Origin of the sequence: Streptomyces sp. NPDC045431 (assembly GCF_040646655.1) — a bacterium.
Classification (GTDB): Bacteria; Actinomycetota; Actinomycetes; order Streptomycetales; family Streptomycetaceae; genus Streptomyces.
The window spans coordinates 32,133-44,127 of the sequence record NZ_JBEZAQ010000007.1; the positions used below are offsets into that span (position 1 = coordinate 32,133).

General features: G+C 73.2%; 15 protein-coding genes. 11 read left to right on the top strand and 4 right to left on the bottom strand.

Going from position 1 to position 11,995, the window contains the following annotated elements; genetic code table 11:
- Nucleotides 1–35: 35 nt before the first annotated feature.
- The 6 genes from AB0A69_RS17235 (at nucleotide 36) to AB0A69_RS17260 (ending at nucleotide 5,533) form a co-directional block, all read left to right on the top strand.
- Nucleotides 36–1,037, top strand: a complete 1,002-nt coding sequence (locus AB0A69_RS17235) for a segregation/condensation protein A (protein ID WP_361421751.1) — start codon at nucleotides 36–38, stop codon at nucleotides 1,035–1,037.
- Complete coding sequence (gene scpB, locus AB0A69_RS17240; RefSeq protein WP_361421754.1) at nucleotides 1,037–1,618, top strand: SMC-Scp complex subunit ScpB; 582 nt, start codon at nucleotides 1,037–1,039, stop codon at nucleotides 1,616–1,618. The genes AB0A69_RS17235 and scpB overlap by 1 nt, the downstream gene beginning before the upstream one ends.
- Nucleotides 1,618–2,730 (top strand): pseudouridine synthase, encoded by a 1,113-nt coding sequence (locus tag AB0A69_RS17245; RefSeq protein ID WP_361421757.1) that lies wholly within the window; start codon nucleotides 1,618–1,620, stop codon nucleotides 2,728–2,730. The genes scpB and AB0A69_RS17245 overlap by 1 nt, the downstream gene beginning before the upstream one ends.
- A gap of 208 nt (nucleotides 2,731–2,938) precedes the next feature.
- Nucleotides 2,939–3,706, top strand: coding sequence for an NUDIX domain-containing protein (locus AB0A69_RS17250; RefSeq protein WP_361421760.1), 768 nt, complete (start codon nucleotides 2,939–2,941; stop codon nucleotides 3,704–3,706).
- A complete protein-coding gene (locus tag AB0A69_RS17255) occupies nucleotides 3,703–4,740 on the top strand; it encodes an ADP-ribosylglycohydrolase family protein (protein ID WP_361421763.1) in 1,038 nt (345 codons plus the stop codon). The genes AB0A69_RS17250 and AB0A69_RS17255 overlap by 4 nt, the downstream gene beginning before the upstream one ends.
- Nucleotides 4,741–4,744: 4 nt before the next feature.
- Nucleotides 4,745–5,533, top strand: coding sequence for a nucleotidyltransferase domain-containing protein (locus AB0A69_RS17260; protein ID WP_361421766.1), 789 nt, complete (start codon nucleotides 4,745–4,747; stop codon nucleotides 5,531–5,533).
- On the opposite strand, the gene AB0A69_RS17265 is transcribed toward AB0A69_RS17260, so the two are convergent.
- The 3 genes from AB0A69_RS17265 to AB0A69_RS17275 all read right to left on the bottom strand — a co-directional run bounded on the left by AB0A69_RS17265 (nucleotide 5,432) and on the right by AB0A69_RS17275 (nucleotide 7,057).
- Nucleotides 5,432–6,211 carry a nucleotidyltransferase domain-containing protein gene (locus tag AB0A69_RS17265; protein WP_361422457.1) on the bottom strand — a complete coding sequence of 260 codons (780 nt, stop codon included), beginning with the start codon at nucleotides 6,209–6,211 and terminating at the stop codon, nucleotides 5,432–5,434. The genes AB0A69_RS17260 and AB0A69_RS17265 overlap by 102 nt on opposite strands.
- Before the next feature lie 35 nt (nucleotides 6,212–6,246).
- Nucleotides 6,247–6,669 (bottom strand): Rieske (2Fe-2S) protein, encoded by a 423-nt coding sequence (locus AB0A69_RS17270; protein WP_361421769.1) that lies wholly within the window; start codon nucleotides 6,667–6,669, stop codon nucleotides 6,247–6,249.
- A 64-nt stretch (nucleotides 6,670–6,733) separates the two neighbouring features.
- A complete protein-coding gene (locus tag AB0A69_RS17275) occupies nucleotides 6,734–7,057 on the bottom strand; it encodes a DUF952 domain-containing protein (protein WP_361421772.1) in 324 nt (107 codons plus the stop codon).
- 72 nt (nucleotides 7,058–7,129) lie between these two features.
- On the opposite strand from AB0A69_RS17275, the gene aroH reads away from it, so the two are divergent.
- From aroH to der, 5 genes are all read left to right on the top strand, one after another.
- Complete coding sequence (gene aroH, locus AB0A69_RS17280) at nucleotides 7,130–7,492, top strand: chorismate mutase (RefSeq protein ID WP_361421775.1); 363 nt, start codon at nucleotides 7,130–7,132, stop codon at nucleotides 7,490–7,492.
- Nucleotides 7,489–8,574: a prephenate dehydrogenase gene (locus tag AB0A69_RS17285; RefSeq protein ID WP_361421778.1), complete on the top strand. Its 1,086-nt coding sequence runs from the start codon at nucleotides 7,489–7,491 to the stop codon at nucleotides 8,572–8,574. The genes aroH and AB0A69_RS17285 overlap by 4 nt, the downstream gene beginning before the upstream one ends.
- Nucleotides 8,575–8,734: 160 nt before the next feature.
- Nucleotides 8,735–9,397, top strand: coding sequence for a (d)CMP kinase (gene cmk, locus AB0A69_RS17290; RefSeq protein ID WP_361422460.1), 663 nt, complete (start codon nucleotides 8,735–8,737; stop codon nucleotides 9,395–9,397).
- Complete coding sequence (locus AB0A69_RS17295) at nucleotides 9,355–10,035, top strand: lysophospholipid acyltransferase family protein (RefSeq protein ID WP_361421781.1); 681 nt, start codon at nucleotides 9,355–9,357, stop codon at nucleotides 10,033–10,035. The genes cmk and AB0A69_RS17295 overlap by 43 nt, the downstream gene beginning before the upstream one ends.
- A 60-nt stretch (nucleotides 10,036–10,095) precedes the next feature.
- Nucleotides 10,096–11,544, top strand: coding sequence for a ribosome biogenesis GTPase Der (gene der / locus AB0A69_RS17300; RefSeq protein WP_361421784.1), 1,449 nt, complete (start codon nucleotides 10,096–10,098; stop codon nucleotides 11,542–11,544).
- An 87-nt stretch (nucleotides 11,545–11,631) separates the two neighbouring features.
- Here der and AB0A69_RS17305 read toward each other — a convergent pair whose 3' ends face one another.
- Nucleotides 11,632–11,982, bottom strand: a complete 351-nt coding sequence (locus AB0A69_RS17305) for a hypothetical protein (protein WP_361421787.1) — start codon at nucleotides 11,980–11,982, stop codon at nucleotides 11,632–11,634.
- Between the last annotated feature and the right edge of the window lie 13 nt (nucleotides 11,983–11,995).

The following is an 11,995-nucleotide window of genomic DNA, read 5'->3' on the forward strand; positions in this document are numbered from 1 at the left end:
CGGCCGGCCCCCGCTCGCCACGCTCCTGGACCACGATGCCCCCGACCGACGACCCGCCCCGCCGCACACGCCGCCCCCTGGGCCGCGGCCCGGGGGCCTCACCCGCGCAGCAGCCCGAGGAGCCGGAGCAGTCCGTACCGCCGGAGGAGCCGGAGCAGCCCGCGCCGCCGGTACGGTCGGAGCCGCCGGTACCGCCGGAGCAGCCCGAGCCGCCGGGGCCCGAGAGGGCCGGTGAGGGCGACGGGCGGTTCACCGTGCGGCTGGCGAACTTCGAGGGGCCCTTCGACCTGCTCCTGCAGCTGATCTCCAAGCACAAGCTCGACGTCACCGAGGTCGCGCTCTCCAAGGTCACCGACGAGTTCATGGCCCACATCCGCGCCATGGGCCCCGACTGGGACCTGGACCAGACCACCGAGTTCCTGGTGGTGGCCGCGACCCTGCTCGACCTCAAGGCGGCCCGCCTGCTGCCCGCCGCCGAGGTCGAGGACGAGGCGGATCTCGCGCTCCTCGAGGCGCGGGACCTGCTCTTCGCGCGGCTGCTGCAGTACCGCGCGTACAAGCAGGTCGCGGACATCTTCAGCGAGCGGCTGGAGAGCGAGGGCCGGCGCTACCCGCGTACCGTCGGGCTGGAGCCGCACCACGCCGAGCTGCTGCCGGACGTGGTCATCAGCATCGGCGCCGAGGGGTTCGCCCGGCTCGTCGTGAAGGCCATGCAGCCCCGGGCCAAGCCCCAGGTGTACGTGGAGCACATCCACGCTCCGCTGGTCAGCGTGCGGGAGCAGGCCGAGGTGGTGGTCGCGCGGCTGCGGGAGCGCGGCGAGGCGACCTTCCGGGAGCTCGCCGAGGACGCGCCCGACACCCTCACCGTCGTCGCCCGCTTCCTCGCGCTGCTGGAGCTGTACCGGGAGAAGGCCGTCGTCCTGGAGCAGGACGACGCCCTCGGGGAGCTCACCGTGCGGTGGACGGGTGCGGACGGCGGTGCCGCCGTCGCCGTGACCGACGAGTTCGACCGCGAGAGCGGCCGGGAGGAGACGTGATGGAGCTGAAGCCGGCCCTGGAGGCCGTCCTCATGGTCGTCGACGAGCCGGCGACCGAGGAGCACCTCGCCAAGGTGCTGGACCGCCCCCGCCGCGAGGTCGCCGACGCGCTGCGCGAGCTGGCCGACGAGTACGACGTGCAGCGGCGCGGCTTCGAGCTGCGGCTGGTGGCGGGCGGCTGGCGCTTCTACACCCGCCCCGAGTACGCCGAGGCCGTCGAGCGCTTCGTCCTCGACGGGCAGCAGGCCCGGCTCACCCAGGCCGCCCTGGAGACCCTCGCGGTCGTCGCGTACCGCCAGCCGGTCAGCCGGTCGAGGGTCTCGGCGGTGCGCGGCGTGAACTGTGACGGGGTCATGCGCACCCTCCTCCAGCGCGGTCTGGTGGAGGAGGCGGGCGCGGAACCCGAAACAGGTGCGATCCTGTACAGGACGACGAACTACTTCCTGGAGCGGATGGGCCTGCGCGGCCTGGACGAACTCCCGGAGCTCGCGCCCTTCCTCCCCGAGGCGGACGCGGTCGAGGCGGAGAGCCGGGAAGGGCTCCCGTCGTTCGATCCAGACGACGACAAGACGGAACTTTGATGCGAAGCAGCAGCGGCAGGAACAGCAGCGGAAACAACGGCGGGAGCCGTGGTGGCAACAGCGGCGGCCGCGGCAGCAGCGGCGGCCGCGGAAATTACCGGGGCGCCGGTAACAGCCGCGACGACCGCACTCCGCGCGGGAGCAACCCGCGCAAGCCCCGCCCCGAGGAGCGCAGCTACGACGTGGGCGGCCCCTCCGAGGCCCCGAAGCGCGGACGCGGCGCGGCGGCCCGCGGGGGCGCCAAGGGCGGCCCCAGGCAGTCCCCGCAGCGCGGCGGCGGCCGCACGACCCCGGCGCGCCCGCGCGAGCTGGACGCCCGGATCGAGGAGCGCAACCGCGAGCGGTACGCGAACCGGCCCGAGATCAAGACCCCGAAGACCTTCGGGGACCAGGAGGGCGAGCGCCTGCAGAAGGTGCTGGCCCGGGCGGGCATGGGCTCGCGCCGCGCCTGCGAGGAGCTGATCGACGCGGGCCGCGTCGAGGTCAACGGCAAGATCGTGATCGAGCAGGGCACGCGCGTCGACCCCGAGAAGGACGAGATCAAGGTCGACGGCCTGACCGTGGCGACCCAGTCGTACCTCTTCTTCGCGCTCAACAAGCCCGCGGGTGTGGTCTCGACCATGGAGGACCCGGACGGGCGCCAGTGCCTCGGCGACTACGTCACCAACCGCGAGACGCGCCTCTTCCACGTCGGGCGGCTCGACACCGAGACCGAGGGCATCATCCTGCTCACCAACCACGGCGAGCTGGCCCACCGCCTCACGCACCCGAAGTACGGCGTGCAGAAGACGTACCTGGCCGCGATCACCGGCCCGCTCCCGCGCGAGGTCGGCAAGCGCCTCAAGGAGGGCATCCAGCTGGAGGACGGGTACGCCCGCGCCGACCACTTCCGGGTCGTCGAGCAGACCGGCAAGAACTACCTGGTCGAGGTCACCCTCCACGAGGGCCGCAAGCACATCGTGCGCCGCATGCTCTCCGAGGCGGGCTTCCCGGTCGACAAGCTCGTCCGGACCGCGTTCGGCCCGATCCAGCTGGGCGACCAGAAGTCGGGCTGGCTGCGGCGCCTGACGAACACCGAGGTCGGCATGCTGATGAAGGAAGTCGGCCTGTAACCGCACGTTCCCGTACGAAAGCCCGCGTCTCCCCGAGGAGCGCGGGCTTTCGCGCTTGTGGGACGCACCCTCCCGCCTTTATAGTCATAGTGACTCTTAAGGAGGCGGCGTTGCGACTCCCCATCACCCCTGCCGCGCACGGGCGGCGAACCTGGACCCACGGGGGTGGCCCGGGCTCCGACACCCGCGCGGCGGGGGTGGTGCGGGTATGAGCACGCCGAAGGCACCGGCGTCGAAGGCGCCGAAGGCCGAGCGTCCCGAGGGCTACGACCCGCACGCCTTCGAACCCTTCGCCGTCACCGTCGACCTCGCCGTCCTCACCGTCCGCGAGGAGCGGCTGCAGGTCCTGCTCGTACGGCGGGGGCAAGAGCCGTACAAGGACTGCTGGGCCCTGCCCGGCGGCTTCGTCCTGCCCCGCGAGTCCGCCGAACAGGCCGCGCGGCGCGAGCTGGCCGAGGAGACCGGAATCTCCGGCGCCACCGCCGCCCGCCTCCACCTGGAGCAGCTGCGCACCTACAGCGACCCGGACCGCGACCCGAGGATGCGGGTCGTCTCCGTCGCGTACACCGCCCTCGTACCGGACCTGCCGGAGCCCCGGGGCGGCGGCGACGCTGCGCACGCGCAGTGGCTGCCGTACGGCTCGTACGGGCCCCTCGCCTTCGACCACGACACGATCCTCGCCGACGCGCGCGAGCGCGTGGGCGCCAAGCTCGAATACACCTGCCTCGCCACCGCCTTCTGCCCGCCCGCGTTCACGCTCGGCGAGCTGCGCCAGGTGTACGAGACGGTGTGGGGCGTCGAGCTCGACCGCCCCAACTTCCGGCGCAAGGTCCTCGCCACGCCCGGCTTCGTCGAGGCCGTGGAGGGGCCGCCGCGCCTGACCGGCGGACGGGGGAAACCGGCCGCCCTGTACCGGGCGGGCGGGGCCACGGCCCTGCACCCGCCACTGCTGCGACCGGAAGGACGGCAGGCATGACGGCTGGAACGACCACCGCCAGGACCACCACCATCAAGCGGGCGGCCACCGGCTCGCTCATCGGGCTGGCGCTCGGTGACGCGCTGGGCTTCCCGACCGAGTTCAACGACGTCCCGTCGATCCTCGCGAAGTGCGGCCCCTGGCGGGAGATGGAGCTGCCCCGGCCCGCCTTCGTCACGGACGACACCCAGATGACGCTGGCGCTGGCACGGGGCATCCGCACCGCGATGGACCGCGGGCCGTTCACCCCGCAGCGGCTGACGCAGCCCGTGCGGGACGAGTTCGTCGCCTGGTACCACTCCCCGGAGAACAACCGGGCCCCCGGCCGTACGTGCCTGGTGGCCTGCGGCAGGCTCGACAGCGGCCTGCCCTGGCAGGAGGCCAGCCAGATCGGCTCCAAGGGCTGCGGCGCCAACATGCGGGTCGCGCCCCTCGGGCTCGTACCCCGGCTGGACGCGGAACAGCGCGCCGGCGCCGCGCAGCTCCAGGCCGCCCTCACGCACGGGCACCCGACCGCGCTCGCCGCCTCGGACCTCACCGCGCGGGCGGTGTACCTGCTGTCGCACGGCGCGGACCCGGCCGGCCTGGTCGGGCAGCTGCTCGCGTACACGCAGGAGAACCGCTCCCGCTACCACGCCAAGTGGCTCGGCGACCTGTGGACGTACGCGCACGACGCCACGCCTCAGGCGTTCATCGAGCGCGGCTGGGACGAGTGCGCCGCCGCCCTCACCACCCTGGAGTCCGCCCTGCGCACCGCCGACCCGGAGGCCGACCCCTGTCTCCTTACGGGTGACGGCTGGATCGCCGAGGAGGCCCTCGCCACCGGTCTGCTGTGCTTCCTGCTGTTCCCCGAGGAGCCGCTCACGGCCCTGCGCCGGGCCGCCTGCACCAAGGGCGACTCCGACTCGATCGCGTGCCTCGCGGGCGCCTTCGCCGGGGCGCACCTGGGGGCCGGGGCGTGGCCGAGGGACTGGGCGGACCGGATCGAGTACGGGAGCGAGCTGTCGACGCTGGGGGCGCTCTGGGACGCTTGAGCGCATGACCCACCTCGTTGACCTGCCCGACCTGGCCTCCATCGTCGCCGAGCAGCCCGATCCGCTGCTCTTCGCGACCGTCTCCGGCGCCCACCTGTACGGCTTCCCGTCCCGCGACTCGGACGTGGACCTGCGCGGGGTGCACCTGCTGCCGGTCGACGCGGTGATCGGGCTGCGCGAGCCCGAGGAGACCCGGTCCCGGATGTGGGAGCGGGACGGCGTGGAGATGGACCTGGTCACGCACGACCTGCGCAAGTTCGTCCGGCTCATGCTGCGGCGCAACGGCTACGTACTGGAGCAGCTGCTGTCCCCGTTGGTGGCCCACACCTCGGACGCGCACGCCGAGCTGGCCGCGCTCGCGCCCGGTGTGCTCACCACCCACCACGCGCACCACTACCGTGGGTTCGCGGCCACCCAGTGGCGGCTGTTCGAGAAGAGCGGGGAGCTCAAGCCGCTGCTGTACACCTTCCGGGTGCTGCTGACCGGCATCCATTTGATGCGCACGGGCGAGGTGGTGGCCCACCTGCCGACGCTGCTCGGGTCGGTACCGGCGCCGGAGTACGTGGCCGAGCTGATCGCCGCCAAGTCCGACGCCGAGCACGGACCGGCCACCGGCGTGGACACCGAGCGGGTGCGCGCGGACGTGGAGGGACTGCACGCCGTGCTGGACGAGGCGCAGGCGGCGTCGGCGCTACCGGACGCGCCCGCCTCCGCCACGTACGACGCCCTCCACGACTTCGTCGTACGGGTGCGCCTGGAGCGTCTCCAGCCCCTGGAGGGCCTGGAGGGCTGAGGCCCGGCGGGTGCGGTAGAGGAAGTCCTCCACCGCCCGGTGGTCCGGCTCCGCCGGGAGCGGGGAGCGTACGGCCACCTCGTCCGCCTCCGCCGCCAGGCGGGCCATCCACGCCTCGGCCTCCGGCCACGGCACCTCGCCGCGCCTGACCGCCAGCAGGCGCTCGCGGGCGTCGCCGACGTCGAGGACCAGCTCGCCCGTGCGCAGCAGGTCGCGGCAGCTCATCAGGAGCCGCAGCAGGTGCATGGCGTGCTTCCAGCGCGGGGCCCCGTGCCGGCGGACGTCCGCGTCGAGCTTCTTGCGCTGGCCCACCGCGTACCGGACGAACGTCTGGTGGGCCCGGCGGGAGAGGAACGCGCGGCGCAGCGAGAGCAGTTCGCGTCCGGTGTCGTCGACGTACTCGACGAGCGGGGAGTGCAGGCACTCCAGGATGTTCGGGTTGGCGCGCAGCGCGAGCTCGCAGAAGCGCTCGAGCTCCCAGCTGAACTGTTCCTCCGCCGGGCCCTCTATGTGCGTCGGCGGCTTGGCGAAGCGCCACTGGAGCGCCGTGGGGGCGAGGAACACACCGCGGCGGTCGGTGTCGCTGCCGTCCGTGGCCAGCCCGAAGGCGCGCGACCCCATGACGCAGGAGTAGACGGTGTGGTCGCGCACCAGGTCTTCGGGGGCCGGCGGGGTCATCGGGATCGGCGGGGTCGGCGGTGTCATGACCGGGATCATCCCAGGCGGATGGCGCCCTCCGACACCGAGATCTCCCTGGCCGGAAGCGGCCTGGTGGCCGGGCCCGTCACGACCGAGGCGTCCTCGACCCGGAAGGTGCTGCCGTGGCAGGGGCAGCGGATGACGCCGTTCGCGACCGAGCCGACCGTGCAGCGCTGGTGCGTGCAGATCGCCGAGAAGGCCCTGAACTCGCCCTCGCTGGGCTGGGTCACCACGACCTGCCGGTCGGCGAAGATCCGGCCGCCGCCGACGGGGATGTCCGCGGCCCTCGCGAGCTCCTCACCGGCCGGCGACCCGCCGTCGGTGGGACCCTCGCCGTCGCCCCCGCCGCCGCAGGCGGTGACCAGGGCGGCGGTCGCGGCGGCCGAGGCCGCCAGGACGGTACGGCGGGGGGTGGAGGCTGCGTTCGCTGCGTTCATGCGCCGCATCCTGACGCCCCGGCCGCACCGCGCGAAGGAGCCGCGCGGTCTCCCGGGCCGCCGGTTACGCCCGCGGGAGCAGCCCCGTCGCCGTGCCGTCCGCCTCCCGGCGTACCTCCAGGACCCCGGTCACGGCGGCGCGGTCGACCGGCCCGTACACATGGGGGAACCCGCCCTCCCAGCGGACCTCCGACGACAACCGCTCCTCGTCGATCCGCAGCACCAGCAGCGGGCCGGGGGCGTCCCGGTAGTGGGCGTCGGCGATGGCGAGCGCCGCCGCCTCGTCGGGCGAGCAATGCACGAAGCCCTCGGCGGCGAGGGAGGCGGGCGCGTACGGGCCCTCCGGATCGGCGGACCACTGGGCGAGGGGGACGACGTGAAAGAGCATGCGGACAGTTCTAACCCACCGTGCCTGACTAGGCTGATCACAGCAGCACCCAAGCCGACGAAGGAGCGGGACGTGGCGGTACGAGCGGTCCGAGGGGCCGTCCAGCTGGAGCGGGACGACGCCGGGCACATGCGGGACCAGGTCGGCGAGCTGCTCACCGCCGTACTGGAGCGCAACAGCCTCACCACGGACGACCTGATCAGCATCTGGTTCACGGCCACGCCGGACCTGCACAGCGACTTCCCCGCCGCCGCGGTGCGCGACCTCGGCATCGTGGACGTACCGCTCATCTGCGCGCAGGAGCTGGACATCGACGGCGCCATGCCGCGCGTCGTACGGCTGCTCGCGCACGTCGAGACCGATCTGCCCAAATCCGCCGTCGCGCACGTGTACCTCGGTGCCGCGGCCGCCCTGCGCAAGGACATCGCCCAGTGAGAACCGCACTCGTCATCGGAACCGGCCTGATCGGCACCTCGGCCGCCCTCGCGCTGACCGGGCGCGGCGTCACCGTCCACCTCGTGGACCACGACCCGGCCCGCGCGCGCACCGCCGCGGCGCGCGGCGCCGGCACCGACGAGGCGCCCGAGGGGCCGGTCGACCTCGCGGTCGTCGCCGTACCGCCCGCGCACATCGCCGCCACGCTCGCCGACGCGATGCGCCGCGGCGTGGCCCGCGCGTACCTGGACGTGGGCAGCGTCAAGGGCGGGCCCAAGCGCGAGCTGGAGGAGATGGGCCTCGACCTGACGGCGTACATCGGTACGCACCCGATGTCCGGCAAGGAGCAGTCGGGGCCGATGGCCGCGACCGCCGACCTCTTCGAGGGCCGCCCCTGGGTGCTGACGCCCACCCGCGACACCGACACCGAGGTGCTGAACCTGGCGCTGGAGCTCGTCGCGCTGTGCCGGGCCGTGCCGGTCGTCATGGACGCGGACGCCCACGACCGGGCCGTCGCGCTCGTCTCCCACACCCCGCAGCTGGTCTCGTCGATGGTCGCCGCGCGGCTGGCGGACGCCGACGAGACGGCGGTACGGCTCTGCGGGCAGGGCATCCGGGACGTGACGCGCATCGCGGCGTCCGACCCGCGCATGTGGGTGGAGATCCTCTCGGCGAACCCCGGCCCGGTCGCCGACGTCCTCGCGGGCGTCGCCGCCGACCTGGAGGAGACGGTCCAGGCCCTGCGCTCGCTCCAGTCCGCCGACGACGACAAGCGGCGCGACGGCGCCAGCGGCGTCGAGGACGTCCTGCGCCGCGGCAACGCCGGCCGCGCCCGCGTGCCGGGCAAGCACGGCGGCGGGCCGGTGGCGTACGAGACGGTGGCGGTCCTGCTCAGCGACCAGCCGGGCGAGCTGGCCCGGATCTTCGCCGACGCGGGCCGGGCGGGCGTCAACATCGAGGACGTCCGCATCGAGCACGCCACGGGCCAGCAGGCCGGCCTCATCCAGCTCATGGTCGAACCGAGCGCGGCCCCGGTCCTCGCGGCGGCCCTGCGGGAGCGGGGCTGGGCGCTGCGGCCGTAGCGACGACCCGGCGGAGGACGGAGTCCGGCGCCCGGCGCGAGGGGTCCTCCGAACGGGTGCAAGGGGTTCGGCCCGCAGTCGGTAACCTTGTGCCGGGCCCCTTGGCAACCGGCCGGCCCCTCTCCCGCGTACCAGGAAGGTGTCCGACACCGTGGAAACCGTGATCGTCGCCATCGACGGGCCCTCCGGCACGGGCAAGTCGAGCACCTCCAAGGCGGTCGCCGCCAAGCTGGGGCTCAGCTACCTGGACACCGGCGCGCAGTACCGCGCGATCACCTGGTGGATGATCAGCAACGGCGTGGACACCGACGACCCCGAGGCCATCGCCTCGGCCGCCGGCAAGCCCACCATCCTCTCCGGGACCGACCCGTCCCACCCCACCATCACGGTCGACGGCGTGGACGCCTCCGGGCCCATCCGCACCCAGGAGGTCACCTCCAAGGTCAGCGCCGTCAGCGCGGTCCCCGAGGTGCGCACCCGGATCACCGAGCTCCAGCGCAGCATCGCGGCGAGCGCCGTGGAGGGCATCGTCGTCGAGGGCCGCGACATCGGCACGACCGTCCTCCCGGACGCCGACCTCAAGATCTTCCTGACCGCCTCCCCCGAGGCCCGCGCCGCCCGCCGCTCCGGCGAGCTCAAGGGCGCGGACGTCCACGCCACCCGCGAGGCGCTCATCAAGCGGGACGCGGCCGACTCCAGCCGCAAGACGTCGCCGCTCGCCAAGGCGGACGACGCGGTCGAGGTCGACACCACCGACCTCACCCTCCAGCAGGTCATCGAGTGCGTCGTCACCCTCGTCGAGGAGAAGCGAGCCGCCAAGTGACCCCGTCCGAGAAGGGCGCCGCGGTCGGCCGGGGCATCGGCATCGGCCTGATGTACGGGCTGTGGAAGCCCCGCGTCCTCGGCGCCTGGCGCGTCCCGGCCTCCGGGCCCGTGATCCTCGCCGTCAACCACGCGCACAACCTCGACGGCCCCATGCTCATGGGCACCGCACCCCGGCCCGTGCACTTCCTGATCAAGAAGGAGGCCTTCATAGGGCCTCTGGGCCCGTTCCTGGAGGGCATCGGGCAGCTGAAGGTGGACCGCTCGGTGCCCGACCGCACCGCCATCACCGGCGCCCTGGAGGTGCTGGCGGCCGGCGGTGTGCTGGGCATCTTCCCGGAGGGCACGCGGGGCGAGGGCGACTTCGCCTCGCTGCGTGCCGGGCTGGCGTACTTCGCCGTGCGCAGCGGCGCGCCGATCGTCCCGGTCGCCGTGCTGGGAAGCACCGAGCGCCGCGGGCGGTTGATAAAGGCGCTGCCGCCGCTGCGCAGCCGCGTCGACGTCGTCTTCGGCGACGCCTTCGAGGCGGGGGAGCCCGGTGGCCGCCGCACCCGCAAGGCGCTGGACGACGCCACCGTACGCATCCAGGAGCGGCTCACCGCCCACCTGGAAAACGCCAAGCGCCTCACCGGGCGCTGAGCGAGACTTGAGTAGCGGATCACTCGATCCGCCGATGATGATGAACGAGGAACGGACTTCATGAACGACCAGCACGACCACGGGGCACTCGGCGACACCGAGTACGCGGAGTTCATGGAGCTCGCCGCCGAAGAGGGCTTCGACATCGAGGACGTCGAAGGCGCGATCGAGGAGGCCGGGCACGGCCCGCTCCCGGTCCTCGCCGTCGTCGGCCGGCCGAACGTCGGCAAGTCGACCCTCGTCAACCGCATCATCGGCCGCCGCGAGGCCGTCGTCGAGGACAAGCCCGGCGTCACCCGCGACCGCGTCACGTACGAGGCCGAGTGGGCCGGCCGCCGCTTCAAGGTCGTCGACACCGGCGGCTGGGAGCAGGACGTCCTCGGCATCGACGCCTCTGTCGCCGCCCAGGCCGAGTACGCCATCGAGGCATCCGACGCCGTCGTCTTCGTCGTGGACGCCACCGTGGGCGCCACCGACACCGACGAGGCCGTCGTCAAGCTGCTGCGCCGGGCCGGGAAGCCCGTCGTCCTCGCCGCCAACAAGGTCGACGGCCCCTCCGCCGAGGCCGACGCCGCCATGCTGTGGTCCCTGGGCCTCGGCGAGCCGTTCCCGGTCTCCGCGCTGCACGGCCGCGGCACCGGCGACCTGCTGGACGAGGTGCTGAAGGCGCTGCCGGAGGCCCCGGAGCAGACCTTTGGCGCCGCCGTGGGTGGCCCGCGCCGCATCGCGCTCATCGGCCGTCCGAACGTCGGCAAGTCGTCCCTGCTGAACAAGCTCGCGGGCGAGGAGCGGGTCGTCGTCAACGAGATGGCCGGCACCACCCGCGATCCGGTCGACGAGCTGATCGAGCTCGGCGGCACGACCTGGAAGTTCGTCGACACCGCCGGTATCCGCAAGAAGGTCCACCTCCAGGAGGGCGCGGACTACTACGCCTCGCTGCGTACCGCCGCCGCCGTCGAGAAGGCCGAGGTGGCCGTCGTCCTGATCGACACCACCGAGTCCATCTCCGTCCAGGACCAGCGGATCATCACCATGGCCGTGGAGGCGGGCCGCGCGCTCGTCATCGCGTACAACAAGTGGGACGACCTCGACGAGGAGCGCCGCTACTACCTCGAGCGCGAGATCGAGACCGAGATGCAGCAGGTCTCCTGGGCCCCGCGCGTCAACGTCTCCGCCCGCACCGGCCGCCACATGGACCGGCTGGTCCCGGCGATCGAGACGGCGCTCGCGGGCTGGGAGACCCGCGTGCCGACCGGCAGGCTCAACGCCTTCCTCGGCGAGCTCGTCGCGGCCCACCCGCACCCGATCCGCGGCGGCAAGCAGCCCCGCATCCTCTTCGGTACGCAGGCGGGCACCAAGCCGCCCCGGTTCGTGCTCTTCGCCTCCGGCTTCCTGGAGCACGGCTACCGTCGCTTCGTCGAGCGGCGCCTGCGCGAGGAGTTCGGCTTCGAGGGCACGCCGATCCACATCTCGGTGCGGGTGCGCGAGAAGCGCGGCCGGAAGAAGTAGCGACACATGAGGAAGTAGCGACACATGACGACGGCGGGGCCGGAGCGAAGGATTTCGCTCCGGCCCCGCCGTCGTCATGGGCGCGTATCACAGGCCGCCCCTGCGCGCCGGTGGCAGCGCCGCCGGGACGTGGACGGGGTGGTGTTGCCGCTGCCACATCCCCGTGTACGCCGTCGTGGTCGTGGTCGCGCTCATCGGGCGCTGCGCCCCCGCCACCGCGGCGAAGGACCGGAAGCCCAGGTCCTCCTCGCCGCTGCGGTCACCCGGAAGCGTCCTGAACGTCCGCAGGTACTCGGAGTACAGCGCGTCGTAGATCGGCGTGGCCGAGGCGCAGGACGTACCGTCCTGCGACGGGCGCATCGCGGGGATCTGGTGGTACGGCTGGCGGGAGGACCCGTAGCGGGCGGACTCGTAGCGGGAGGGCTCGTATGCGTGCACGTAGGTGCCAACG